The sequence below is a fragment of the Rhodococcus sp. 27YEA6 genome (assembly GCF_044908235.1).
Classification (GTDB): Bacteria; Actinomycetota; Actinomycetes; order Mycobacteriales; family Mycobacteriaceae; genus Rhodococcus_F; species Rhodococcus_F qingshengii.
The window spans coordinates 447,878-460,879 of sequence record NZ_JBIYCY010000005.1 but is presented as its reverse complement, the minus strand read 5'-3'; the positions used below and the strand labels follow the sequence as shown (position 1 = coordinate 460,879).

Genomic DNA, 13,002 nt, shown 5'->3' with positions numbered 1-13,002 from the left:
CCTCGACAGGTGACTGAAACACAACAGCGATCGGTAATCGACCAACTCGGCGGGCTGAGTGGTCTGATCTATTCGTCTTTGCCGATTCTGATTTTTGTCCCGGTCAACAGCATCTGGAATCTCACCGCGGCAATCTGGGCCGCATTGGGCGTCGCTGTCGCTATCGCGGCCTGGCGCCTCTTCCGCAAGGATTCCCTCCAACCCGCTATTTCCGGTTTTCTCGGAGTCGGAGTTTCCGCATTCATCGCCTACCGCACCGGCGACGCCAAAGGATATTTCCTCTTCGGTATCTACACGAGCCTCGCCTACGGTGCGGTCTTCCTGATTTCGATCCTCGTACGCTGGCCCCTCGTCGGAATCATCTGGGGCTATCTCAACGGGCACGGCAATCTCTGGCGCAAGCACAGCTCCGCCGTCCGGCTCTACGACGTCGCGACGGCAGCGTGGGCGTTGGTCTTCGGTGCGCGGTATCTCGTTCAGTCACAGCTCTACGACACCGACCACACCGGATGGCTCGCAGTCGCGCGTATCGGCATGGGTTGGCCGTTGACCGGTTTGGTGCTGCTCGTGACGGTCTGGGCTGTGCGTAAGGCCGATCGCATCGTCGAGCCTGAACCGGTTGTGGAGCCCGAAAGCAGCGAGCCCACCGCCACGGACGCAGGGTCCGAAGAGGTGGGCTCGGTGAATCTGACGAAGCCGCGCGAAGACCGAGATCTCAGCTGATCAGGTCCTGGTACTCGGGGTGCTTGTCGAGGAACTTCACGACGTACGGGCACACCGGGTGAACCTTGAGGCCGCGTGCTCGTAGGTCGTCCAGAGCCTGGCGGACGAGAACCCCGGCCAATCCGAAACCTTCGAAGGCGGGGTAGATCTCGGTGTGGTTGAACGAGACGACGTCACCGGAGGTGGTGTAGTCCTCGATCCCAGCGAGGTCGCCGTCGGCATGGATCTCGTACCGGCTCTGGGCCGGATTGTCGGTGACTACGGTGTTTTCGGGCGCTTGTGCCATGTGATTCCCTTTCGTCGTCAGTGTGTTCGTCGGTCAATTCTCCAGGCGGAGTGCAACGCGCAACTGATCCTCGGCGTCGACGGCCGCAACGAAGAGCAGTTCGTCCCCGCCTTCGATGGGATCGTCCATCTGCGGGACGATCACGCGTCCGCCACGCAGGATGGTGACCAGTGCGCAGTCTCGCGGAAGTTCGAGTTTCTTGACGGCTTTTCCGGCAAGAGGTGTGTTGTCGGGCAACGTGATCTCGACGAGGTTGGCCTGTCCCTGCCGCAGTGTCATCAGTTTGACCAGGTCACCGACCGAGACGGCCTCTTCGACGAGCGAAGCGAGCATCCGCGGTGTCGAGACGGCGACGTCCACGCCCCAGGACTCGTCGAAGAGCCACTCGTTGCGGGGATCGTTGACGCGGGCGACAACTCGGCGAACACCGAACTCGGTTTTCGCGAGCAGACTGAGGACCAGGTTTGCCTTGTCGTCTCCGGTCGCGGCAATCACGACCTCGTACGACTCCATCGACGCGTCCTCGAGTCTGCTGAGTTCGCAGGCGTCCGCGTGCACCCACTTCGCCTCGGGCACCGACTCCGGTTCGATGTGATCGAGTTTGCGTTCGATCAGCATGACGTCATGTGAGCTTCGAATCAGCTCTCGCGCAATGGAACGGCCTACGGCGCCGGCTCCGGCGATGGCGACCTTCATCGAGAACTTCCAATCACGTTGTAGTGCAACACAGTCGCAGTCTTGTTGTGGGGGGCGGCGTACGGATCAGTCATCTGCGGCCTCCCTCAGTCGTCGCTCGGCGGCGGGTTGCCGGCCAGTGCGACAGCTTCGGCGACGGTTCCCGACACGGCGGCGATGTAGACCTGATCGTCGGCCTGGATGACAGTCTTGCGGTCGGGGAGAATGCCGGTCCCGAAGCGGATGATGAAGGCGACTCTCGAACTGGTCGCGCCTTCGAGGAGCGCGATCGGCTTGCCCGCCCAATCCTCGTGCAGGGCAAGTTCGGTGATGGCGACAGTGCCCGAAGGATCGCGCCACTTCGCAGTCTGACTTTCCTTGGTCAACGTGTGCAGGAAACGATCCGTCGACCACGGCACGGTGGCGACCGTGGGAATGCCGAGTCGCTCGTAAACGGCGGCACGCTTGGCGTCGTAAATACGTGCGACGACGCGTTCGACGCCGAAAGTCTCGCGTGCGACTCGCGCTGCGATGATGTTGGAATTGTCTCCCGAGGACACCGCGGCAAAGGCGTCGGCCCGCTCGATTCCCGCCCGGACCAGCACGTCACGGTCGAACCCCATTCCCAGAACCTTGGTTCCCGGGAAGTCGAGATCGAGACGCAGAAACGCACTCTGATCGCGGTCGATGACGGCGACCTCATGTCCGATCCTGGTCAGAGACGCGGCGAGGGAAGAACCCACTCGACCGCACCCCATGATGACGACATACACGCCCTACTCCGTTCATGGACCCTCATGGCGCGATTGCACGCCGAATCGAACGGTACAGCCCCTCACGGGAAGAGCAAGTACAACGGTCGCTCGCGTGCCGGTTGTCACGACAAAAGGTGAAGTTGGGGCTCTGATGACTCCGAATCGGGCGAGACGGCTTACGCTTTGCACGTGTCTAAGCTCTCGACCGCTACCAAGCGGCTCCTGCTCGGTCGGCCGTTCCGAAGCGACAAACTCGGGCACACGCTGCTACCCAAGCGAATTGCACTACCGGTCTTCGCGTCCGACGCGATGTCGTCCGTCGCGTATGCCCCCGAAGAAATCTTCCTGGTTCTCTCCGTCGCGGGTATTTCCGCGTATGCGTACACACCCTGGATCGGATTGTCCGTCGCCATCGTCATGGCTGTGGTGGTGGCGAGCTACCGCCAGAACGTCCACGCATACCCCTCCGGTGGCGGCGACTACGAGGTCGCGACGGTCAACCTCGGCCCGACCGCCGGTCTGACCGTCGGTAGTGCGCTGATGGTCGACTACGTGCTGACGGTCGCCGTGTCGATCTCGTCGGCGGCGTCGAACATCGGCTCGGCTCTGCCGTTCGTCGCGCAGCACAAGGTGTTGTTCGCGGTTGCGGCGATCGTGTTGCTGACCGCGGTCAACCTTCGCGGTATCCGTGAATCGGGGACCGCGTTCGCAATTCCGACCTACGCATTCATCGTCGGCATGTTCCTGATGCTCGGGTGGGGATTCTTCCGGATCTACGTCCTCGGTGAGGATGTGCACGCGGAATCGTCGTCGTTCACGCTCAACGCCGAGGATTCGCATCTGTACGGAATTGCCTTCGCGTTCCTGATCGCCCGCGCATTCTCCTCGGGCTGTGCCGCACTGACCGGCGTCGAGGCCATCAGCAACGGCGTACCGGCGTTCCAGAAGCCGAAGTCGCGCAACGCTGCCACGACCTTGCTGCTGCTCGGGTCGATCGCCATCGTCCTGCTGATGGGCATCATCATCCTGGCTCAGAAGATCGGCATCGTCTACGCACACAATCCGCAGGAACAGCTGGTCGGAGCGCCGGAGGGCTACCATCAGAAGACCTTGATCGCGCAGATCGCCGAAGCCGTGTTCAGTGGTTTCCCGATCGGTTTCTTCTTCATGGCGATCGTCACGGCACTGATCCTGGTTCTGGCCGCGAACACCGCGTTCAACGGATTTCCGGTACTCGGATCGATCCTGGCGCAGGATCGGTACCTACCGCGTCAGCTGCACACGCGCGGCGACCGACTGGCATTCAGCAACGGAATCCTCTTCCTCTCCGGTGCTGCCATCGCATTCGTCGTGGTGTTCGGCGCCGAGGTCACCAAGCTCATCCAGTTGTACATCGTCGGCGTCTTCGTCTCGTTCGTGCTCAGCCAGACGGGCATGATCAAGCACTGGACTCGGCATCTGAAGTCCGAGACCGACAAGGCGCAACGGGCCCGTATGCAGCGCTCGCGAGTGATCAATTCGATCGGTCTGGCAATGACCGCCACCGTCTTGATCATCGTTCTGATCACCAAGTTCGCTGCCGGCGCATGGATCGCCATCGTCGCGATGGTCGCGATCTTCATCGTGATGAAGATGATCCGCAAGCACTACGACAGCGTCGCAGCCGAGCTCGAGGAGCAGGAGTGGGACGGCGTACTGCCCAGCCGCACGCACTCGATCGTGCTCGTCTCGAAGTTGCACATGCCGACGATGCGAGCTCTCGCCTACGCGCGAGCCACGCGACCGGACACCCTCGAAGCCATCACGGTCAACGTCGACGAGCCGGACACCCGTGCACTCGTGCGTGAGTGGGAGAAGAGCGACGTGACGGTTCCGCTCAAGGTGATCGAGTCGCCGTACCGCGAAATCACCAAGCCGGTTCTCGATTACGTCAAGCGTGTACGACGCGATGCTCCGCGTGACGTCGTCACCGTCTTCATTCCCGAGTACGTCGTCGGACACTGGTGGGAGCAGATCCTGCACAATCAGAGCGCGCTTCGTCTGAAGAGTCGTCTGCTTTTCCAGCCCGGCGTGATGGTGACCAGCGTTCCGTGGCAGCTGAGTTCGTCGGCAAAGGCGAAGCCGCTCGACATCGAGAAGACCGCAGGTGCCACGCGTCGCGGTTACGACACCGGCGAGAAATGATCACCGGCGAAAAATGATCGGCAACATCGAAATGGCAGGCGTAGTTCGTTGAGTGAGAATTGGACCGGACAGACCTTCGAGGTCGATCTGGGCAACCCCGGTCACGGCGGGTTCGTCGTCGCCCGGCACGAGGGGCGGGTCGTGTTCGTCCGTCACGGTTTGCCGGGGGAGCGTGCGCTGGTCCGGGTGACCGAGGACAAGGGCGGATCGTTTTGCCGCGCCGACGCGATCACCGTTCTCGACGCTTCTCCGCATCGGATCGATCCGACATGCCCGATCTCCGGCCCGGGCGGGGCGGGCTGCTGCGACTACTCGCATGCGGATCTGAGCGTCCAACGTGAGATGAAGACCTCGGTCGTGCGGGAGCAGCTTCTGCGACTGGCTCGTGTCGAATCGGACGTCGAGGTAGAGGAACTGCCCGGAACCGGAGGCGGAACGGGTTGGCGCACGCGAGTCCGGTTGGCGGTGGACGGGCACGGTGTCGCCGGATACCACGCGTACCGCAGCAACCGGATCGTCACAGACCTGCGGTGCACCCAGATCGATCAGAGCGCGTACGACGGTCTCGGCGGTGCGCAGTGGGCGCCAGGTAGCGAGCTGCAGGTCGTTCTCGACGCTGCGGGCGAGCGGCACGTCGTGGAAATCGCGGCACCCGCGGTGTCCAAGACGGGACGGCGGACGCCCGGGCGACGCGGCGCGATGGCACGCCGAGCGGCAAGCGGCGGCCCGCGAAAGACCCGAGTTGCCATCGGATCGGACACAGTGACCGAGCGCGTCGGCAGTCGAGAATGGGCGCTGGCCGCGACCGGTTTCTGGCAGGCCCATCGCGGCGCTGCGGCCGCGTACTCACAGGTGGTCGGGGAGTGGGCCGGAGCCGCTACCGCGGACACGGCCTGGGATCTCTACGGCGGTGTCGGCGTGTTCGCAGCTGTGCTCGCCGAGCTTGTCGGGCCGTCCGGCGTGGTGGAGTCCGTCGAATCTTCGGCGCGTGCAGTCGCGGACGGGCAGGCAGCGCTGTCCGATCTCGGTCAGGTGCGCTTCCACAGCGCCCGCGTCGAGAACATCATCGCGGATCTGGAGCGTTCGCCTGCTGTCGTCGTGCTCGACCCGCCACGTGCGGGGGCCGGCCGTCCGGTCGTGGAAGCTCTCGCCTCAACGGGCGCTGAGCGGATAGTCCACATCGGGTGCGACCCGGCGTCGTTCGGTCGCGATATCGGCCTCTACCTGGAGCAGGGCTTCAGAATCGGTGGCCTCCGGGCGTTCGACGCGTTCCCCCAGACTCACCACATGGAGTGCATCGCGCTCCTCGAACGCTGAGACGTCCCGAAATCTTTCCCTGAAACGGTGTGACGCTTCTCGCGTTCACAACAGTTGCTTGCATTACGCAACTAATCGTATAGTTTCGTTCTGCAAGTAGTTTTCCGTTTTCAAGTCACGGCTCGTTCGGGCCACTCGAATTCAGGGGTAGGCAATGTCGGTACAGCCGGAGACGGCCCAAGCGCTCGTCGACACGATCTTCATGTTCGGCAGATCGCTGCGAGCCGCGGTCACCACCGGTGCAGACAGCCTGCTGCCGCCTGCGCTGGTCAGTGTGTTGTTCATGCTGGCGGCGCGTGGGGAGTGCCGACAGAACGAATTGGCCGTCGATCTGTGTGTCAGTCAGTCGTCGCTCAGCCGACAAATGTCGGATCTGGTCGACGCTGGGTATGTCGAGAGAAATCCCGATCCGGCTGACAAGCGGGCGTTCCGCATCCGAGTATCGGAAGAGGGACACGACGTTTTACGGAGAACCACGCAGCGGCGTGCGGCGCGTTTGCGCAACATGCTCGAAGACTGGAGCCAGGAAGAGGCCATGGCCGCAGTGACATCGCTGCAACGTCTCAACGAGACGTTCGGCGCATCGAATCGGCAGGCCTCACCGGCAGTTCCGCACACGGGCGTAGAAAGTATTGGGAGATAAGGCACATGGCAGCAACAGTAGGAGAAACCCGGGCAAGTACCGGAGGTGACGGATCGGCTCGCGAAGCGGGCGCGATGACTCACCGCGAAATTCTCGAAGCACTCACCGGACTCATCGCAGCGCTGTTCACCGCGCTGCTCAGTAGCACCATCGTTTCCACAGCGCTTCCCACGATCATCGGTGAACTGCACGGAACTCAGACGCAGTACGCCTGGATCATCACGACAGCGTTGCTCGCCACCGCGGCGTCGACGCCGATCTGGGGCAAGCTTGCCGACCTCTACAACAAGAAGGTCCTGGTCCAGACCGCGATCGTCATCTTCGTGATCGGCTCGGTCATCGCCGGCGCGGCGCACAACGTTCCGTTGCTGCTCGGTGCGCGTGTCATCCAGGGCATCGGTATGGGCGGTCTGACCGCTCTCGTCGTAGCCATCATCGGCACGATCATCCCGCCGCGAGATCGCGGTCGCTACTCCGGATACATGGGTGCGGCCATGGCCGTCTCGATGTCCGGTGGACCGATCCTCGGCGGCGTCCTCGTGGACACTGCCGGCTGGCGCTGGTGCTTCTACGTATGTGTTCCGCTGGCAGTCATCGCATTGTTCCTGCTTCAGCGCACACTGCACGTCGAGACCGTGAAGAAGGACAACGTCTCCATCGACTGGATGGGCGCCACCTTGCTCACCGCCGGTGTCAGCGTCCTGCTGATCTGGGTTTCGTTTGCCGGTCAGGACGACTACTACGCCTGGTTCTCGAAGGAGTCGGCCTTCTTCGTCATCGGTGGTCTGGCCCTGCTCGGCCTGACGATGTTCGTCGAATCCAAGGTCAAGGATCCGATCCTGCCGATCAAGATCATCACCGAGCGCACAACGGCTCTCGCGATCATCGCCTCGATCGCAGTTGGTGTCGGCCTCTTCGGCGCGACGACGTTCCTGACGCAGTACTTCCAGACCGCACGCGGATTCGATCCCACCGAAGCCGGATTGCTCACCATTCCGATGGTCGCAGGCATGCTCGTCGCCTCGGTCGGCTCGGGCCAGCTGATCACCAAGTTCGGTCAGTGGAAGCCCTTCATCGTCGCCGGCGCAGTTCTGCTGCTGGTCGGTTTCGGGCTGCTGTCGACGATCGACCACGCAACCAGCCTGTGGACAATCGGAATCTTCATCGCCATCGTGGGTCTCGGTACCGGCATGCTGATGCAGAACATCGTTCTCGCCGTGCAGAACACGGTCAGCGTCGAGAACATCGGCGCGGCCAGCAGTATCGTGGCGTTCTTCCGCACCTTCGGCGGCGCGATCGGCGTGTCGGTGCTCGGTTCGATTCTTGCGACCCGCGTCAAGACACTGACAGTCGATTCGGTCTCCACCTTGCGGCCCGAGCAGCAGGCAGTAGCTGGAAAGAGCCTCCAGGACGGCCTCGACCTGAGCAATATGCCTGACTTCGTCTCGCAGATCGTTCGGTTCGCCTACGGCGACGCAACAGGACGGATCTTCCTGGTCGCAGCCGTCGTCGCCGTGGTCACGCTCGTGTCGGTCATCTTCATCCCGAACCGTCCGTTGCGCACCACCATCGACATGGCAACCCCCGACGCCGAGCAGAAGTTCGAAGAAGAACGCGAAGAGAAGAACGAGGAGAAGAACCTCACTCGCTGATCCGCAAGCCCGGCTGGTCTACTGCCGGCCGCGTCTTCTGAATTACTGTTGTCACGCCATAGCCCATCGAACGCGGACCGAGATCGATTCTTCGATCTCTCCGCGTTCGACGGCTATCGGGGCCGAATCCGCTTTCATCGCCGCGACACGTCCGCGCATCGGCACGATCTGGTCGAAGTCCTCGAGCACCTCGAGGACTTCGACCAGATCTTTGTCTGCCAGGTCTGCGAACTGTCTGGCCTTCGATTCGGCTGCCGTCCAGGCCAATTCGCGTGCTCTTGTCGCCAGATCGCTGCGGTCGTCGAGATCGAACTCCAGTCCGTCGAGCCGAATCGCGTCGCCACCCACCGATACACATGCCGCGATGACGGCAGCGGGGGAGTTCGCCGCTTCCGGCTCCAGCTCTCGCAGTACGACTCGGAAAGTTGTCGATGCCGTGAATCCTGTTGTCTCCTGGCGGCCTCCGTCGCTCCAGTGAGTCTGCGGATGGACGCTCAGCCCGGCGGTGGTGAGGTCCGCTCCGCGCACACCGCGCGCGTGCAGGGTCTCGGTCAGGGCACTGGACAGACGCGCGACGGCGTCGAACGCGTCGGAAACGGCCGTCTGTGTCACCGATACTCCGATCGTCAATCGCACGATGTCGGGAACAGCTGTTGCAGTGGCGGTTCCGGTCACCGTGACAGTGGACGGCTCCGAGGTGAAGGCGGTGGTGGGCACGTGTGGTTCCTATCCGATTCGTCCGGCGGATATGACACTCCGCAACATCAGGTCCAATTGCTCGTAGGCGCCCGCCGCCAGTCGTTCGAGAAGCGCAAGTTTCAACTCGGGTGCCTGCGCGGTCAGTTCTGCATATCGCTCCGGAGTCAGGACGGCCACGGTGACCGTGGAATCGGCGCGGATGTCGTTGAGGAACGGAGTGTCGAGGAACATCGTCATCTCGCCGAACGTCATTCCGGCGGAGAGCGTCGTGATGCGGTGCTCGACCCCGTGCGCGTCGGTGAACATGGTGCTGACCTGGCCGCTGAGAATCAGATAGAACCCCGAGGCCGCTTCGCCTCGGCGGGCGATCTTCTCGCCGCGGGCATAGGTTCGCGTCTCCAGTTCTGCGGAGAATCCCTCGATCTGCGCCGCGGACAGAGCATCGAGAACTGGGTGGTCCTCGATCGAGATCGTCGACGCCTGCCGATCGGCCTCACAATGCACCGCAAGCAGCGTGTCTTCGCACCACTGCATGGCGGAATCGAGATCGGCAAAAACCCGACCACTTCGTCTGGCGGGGTCGATGCTCGAACTTCGTTGTCCCAGCAGTCCTTGCGGATCGACGACGGCCACAGCACAAGCCTGCTCGGCCAGTTGAACCTGCAGCGCGGTGATCATGCGTACTGCGACGTCGCTGGCGTCGTCGACGCGGCGGACGTCGATGACGACAACTTCGAGGCCCTCGTCCACCGAGCCGATTTCGCGGACCGCCGATTCGGCACCGGTGAAGAGGAGATCGCCGTGCAGTTCGTAGACCCGGCTGCGCTTGCCGACGTCGTCGAGCACGGCTTGTTCGGTCGGGGTGCGTCGTACTCGCGACGGTGCTTCGATGACGCTGTATCTGGCCCGGATCGACGAGCGTGACGCCCGCGTCACGTGGAGGAAGTGCAGTTCGAGTTCCTTCGACAGCGCGCGGGCAGACGCAACTCCGCGAACACTGTTGCCGTGAACGTCGAGCCTGGGGGAGTACACGGCGATGCCGATCTGGCCCGGCAGAACCGCCAGCACTCCGCCGCCGACGCCGCTCTTGGCCGGCAATCCGACCTCCACCAGCCACTTGCCGGCGCCGTCGTACATCCCGCAGGTTGCCATGACACTGAGGACCTGTTCGACGCCTGCGGGTGCCAGCGCACGCTCGTGGGTGAGCGGATTGACGCCGTTGTTCGCCATCGTCGCAGCCATCAGACTCAGATCACGGCAGGTCACGTCGATCGAACACTGACGGAAGTACAGGTCGACGGCCTCGTCGGGATTGCCGGTGATGACGTCGAAGGATCGCAGCATGTGGCCGATCGCACGGTTGCGGTGACCGGTGCGGGCCTCGGAGGTGTAGACGGCTTCGTTGAAGGTCAGCTCGCGGCCTGCGTATCGCGAGTACGCCGAGCGGATGCGCTCGAAGCGGGCCTCGGGATTCGGTCCGGCAACCAGTGATGCAGCGGTGATCGCCCCGGCATTGATCATGGGGTTTCGTGGCCGTTCGGTGAGCGGGTCGAGGCTGATTTCGTTGAACGGCTCGCCGGATGGTTCGACGTCGATTTTCGCGGCAACCGCCTCGCTTCCTCGATCGGCGAGAGCCAAGGCGTAGGTGAAGGGCTTCGAGATCGACTGAATGGTGAACGGGATTCGCGAGTCACCGATCTCGTAGACGTAACCGTCTACGGTGGCGATGCAGATTCCGAACGAATCGGGGGCGACCGCCGCGAGTTCGGGAATGTAGTCGGCCAACTCGCCTTCGTCGAGTGATCGGACTTCGTCGAACACTCGCGTTATCAGGTCGTCGACCACAGTTCCCATACGTCGACCTTAAGCTGACATGGCGGTCGTTTTGTGGAACAAGAGTTGCCGAGTCGATCGCAACGGATCCCATTTGTCTGTGATTGCGATCACGAGCGATCCGCGGGATTTCGCTGTTACGCGAAGTCACACCGGAATCGGGCCGAGTCCGCGTGTCGGTTCGCCGGAACGCTCCGTAGACTGGCAGCACTGTCGCGAAGACAGCCGCGGCGCGCACCGGTGCAGCTGTGAAGCACGGAGGGAGCGATCTCGTTGGGTGTTCTTGCCCGCATTCAGGGTCCTGACGATCTACGTCAGTTGAGCCACGCCGAGATGACGGAGTTGGCCGACGAGATTCGTGAGTTCCTCGTGCTGAAGGTCGCTGCGACCGGTGGTCACCTCGGGCCCAACTTGGGCGTCGTGGAGTTGACCCTCGCACTGCACCGAATTTTCGACTCGCCGCAGGACGCGATCATCTTCGACACGGGCCATCAGGCCTATGTACACAAGATCCTCACCGGTCGTCAGGATCAGTTCGACACTCTGCGTAAGCAGGGCGGACTGTCCGGGTATCCGTGCCGCGCCGAGAGCGAACACGACTGGGTCGAGTCCTCTCACGCTTCCGCCGCGCTGTCCTATGCCGACGGCCTCGCGAAGGCCTTCGCGTTGACGGGTCAGAATCGCCATGTAGTTGCCGTCGTCGGTGACGGCGCGCTGACCGGCGGAATGTGTTGGGAAGCTCTCAACAACATCGCGGCAGGCAAAGACCGTTCGGTGGTGATCGTCGTCAACGACAACGGTCGCTCGTACGCACCGACCATCGGCGGACTCGCCGACCATCTCTCGGCACTGCGCACTGCGCCGAGTTACGAGCGCGCCCTCGACAGCGGCCGACGCATGGTCAAGAGACTGCCCTGGGTCGGGCGCACTGCCTACTCCGTCCTGCATGGGATGAAGGCCGGTCTCAAGGACGCGGTCAGCCCTCAGGTCATGTTCACCGATCTGGGTATCAAGTATCTCGGACCGGTGGACGGACACGACGAAGCCGCCATGGAATCGGCATTGCGCCGGGCAAAGGCCTACGGCGGACCGGTCATCGTGCATGCCGTCACGCGTAAGGGCAACGGTTACGCACACGCCGAGAACGACGTGGCCGATCAGATGCATGCCACCGGCGTCATCGATCCCGTCACCGGTCGCGGCACCAAGTCGTCCGCGCCGGACTGGACGTCGGTCTTCTCGGCCGCATTGATCGAGCAGGCTTCGCGTCGTGAGGACATCGTCGCCATCACCGCGGCCATGGCCGGGCCCACCGGCCTCGCGGCATTCGGTGAGAAGTTCCCCGACCGCATGTTCGACGTCGGTATCGCCGAGCAGCACGCGATGACCTCGGCCGCCGGTCTTGCACTGGGCGGACTTCACCCCGTCGTTGCTATCTACTCGACCTTCCTCAATCGGGCTTTCGACCAGTTGTTGATGGACGTCGCTCTGCTCAAACAACCGGTGACAGTCGTGCTCGACCGCGCCGGGGTCACCGGAGTCGATGGTGCCAGCCATAACGGGGTCTGGGATCTTTCGCTGCTCGGAATCATCCCCGGGATCCGTGTCGCGGCACCGCGCGACGCCGACACACTGCGCGAAGAACTGGACGAGGCACTTCTCGTCGACGACGGCCCAACCGTCGTTCGTTTCCCGAAGGGCGCTGTACCCGAAGCGATTCCGGCCGTGAAGCGACTCGACGGAATGGTCGACGTTCTCAAGTCCAGCGAGGGTGAGCGCGGCGACGTGCTCCTCGTCGCGGTGGGCCCGTTTGCATCCCTGGCACTCGAGATTGCCGAGCGGCTGGACAAGCAGGGCATCTCGGTTGCCGTCGTCGATCCGCGGTGGGTTCTGCCGGTCGCGGATTCGCTGGTGAAGATGGCGGACAAGTACGCCCTCGTGGTCACCATCGAAGACGGTGGTCTGCACGGCGGCATCGGTTCGACGGTCTCGGCCGCGATGCGGGCAGCCGGAGTGCACACGTCGTGCCGCGACATGGGCGTTCCCCAGCAGTTCCTCGATCACGCCAGCCGCGAAGCCATCCACAAGGAACTCGGACTCACGGCTCAGGACCTCTCCCGCAAGATCACCGGCTGGGTGGCGGGGATGGGTAGCGTCGGCGTCCACGTCCAGGAAGACGCGTCCTCGGCTTCGGCTCAGGGCGAAGTCGCGCAAGGCTGACAGCTCGTCTCACGA

General features: G+C 63.1%; 11 protein-coding genes. 6 read left to right on the top strand and 5 right to left on the bottom strand.

Annotation, left to right across the window (positions count from 1 at the left end):
* Nucleotides 1-9 precede the first annotated feature (9 nt).
* The gene (locus ABH939_RS17005; protein ID WP_003942611.1) at nt 10-723 is read left to right on the top strand and encodes a DUF3159 domain-containing protein; all 714 of its coding nucleotides are present in this window, start codon (nt 10-12) and stop codon (nt 721-723) included.
* On the opposite strand, the gene ABH939_RS17000 is transcribed toward ABH939_RS17005, so the two are convergent.
* The 3 genes from ABH939_RS17000 to ABH939_RS16990 form a co-directional block, all read right to left on the bottom strand.
* Entirely contained in the window at nt 716-1,009 is a 294-nt protein-coding gene (locus ABH939_RS17000) for a GNAT family N-acetyltransferase (protein ID WP_003942641.1), read from the bottom strand. The genes ABH939_RS17005 and ABH939_RS17000 overlap by 8 nt on opposite strands.
* Nucleotides 1,010-1,042: 33 nt before the next feature.
* Nucleotides 1,043-1,705, bottom strand: a complete 663-nt coding sequence (locus ABH939_RS16995; RefSeq protein ID WP_003942632.1) for a TrkA family potassium uptake protein — start codon at nt 1,703-1,705, stop codon at nt 1,043-1,045.
* An 86-nt stretch (nt 1,706-1,791) separates the two neighbouring features.
* Entirely contained in the window at nt 1,792-2,457 is a 666-nt protein-coding gene (locus ABH939_RS16990) for a TrkA family potassium uptake protein (protein WP_003942587.1), read from the bottom strand.
* A gap of 171 nt (nt 2,458-2,628) precedes the next feature.
* Here ABH939_RS16990 and ABH939_RS16985 point away from each other — a divergent pair, with 171 nt between their 5' ends.
* From ABH939_RS16985 to ABH939_RS16970, 4 genes are all read left to right on the top strand, one after another.
* The gene (locus ABH939_RS16985) at nt 2,629-4,623 is read left to right on the top strand and encodes an APC family permease (RefSeq protein ID WP_007732857.1); all 1,995 of its coding nucleotides are present in this window, start codon (nt 2,629-2,631) and stop codon (nt 4,621-4,623) included.
* Between the two features lie 48 nt (nt 4,624-4,671).
* Nucleotides 4,672-5,940 (top strand): class I SAM-dependent RNA methyltransferase, encoded by a 1,269-nt coding sequence (locus ABH939_RS16980; RefSeq protein ID WP_050656625.1) that lies wholly within the window; start codon nt 4,672-4,674, stop codon nt 5,938-5,940.
* Nucleotides 5,941-6,094: 154 nt separating this feature from the next.
* The gene (locus tag ABH939_RS16975; RefSeq protein ID WP_003942624.1) at nt 6,095-6,583 is read left to right on the top strand and encodes a MarR family winged helix-turn-helix transcriptional regulator; all 489 of its coding nucleotides are present in this window, start codon (nt 6,095-6,097) and stop codon (nt 6,581-6,583) included.
* A 5-nt stretch (nt 6,584-6,588) separates the two neighbouring features.
* Entirely contained in the window at nt 6,589-8,235 is a 1,647-nt protein-coding gene (locus ABH939_RS16970; protein WP_404649852.1) for an MDR family MFS transporter, read from the top strand.
* Between the two features lie 51 nt (nt 8,236-8,286).
* On the opposite strand, the gene ABH939_RS16965 is transcribed toward ABH939_RS16970, so the two are convergent.
* A complete protein-coding gene (locus ABH939_RS16965; protein ID WP_404649851.1) occupies nt 8,287-8,952 on the bottom strand; it encodes an SIMPL domain-containing protein in 666 nt (221 codons plus the stop codon).
* A 9-nt stretch (nt 8,953-8,961) separates the two neighbouring features.
* Nucleotides 8,962-10,788 (bottom strand): glutaminase A, encoded by a 1,827-nt coding sequence (gene glsA / locus ABH939_RS16960; RefSeq protein WP_054188510.1) that lies wholly within the window; start codon nt 10,786-10,788, stop codon nt 8,962-8,964.
* 252 nt (nt 10,789-11,040) lie between these two features.
* On the opposite strand from glsA, the gene dxs reads away from it, so the two are divergent.
* Complete coding sequence (gene dxs / locus ABH939_RS16955; protein ID WP_042449918.1) at nt 11,041-12,987, top strand: 1-deoxy-D-xylulose-5-phosphate synthase; 1,947 nt, start codon at nt 11,041-11,043, stop codon at nt 12,985-12,987.
* Nucleotides 12,988-13,002: the final 15 nt, after the last annotated feature.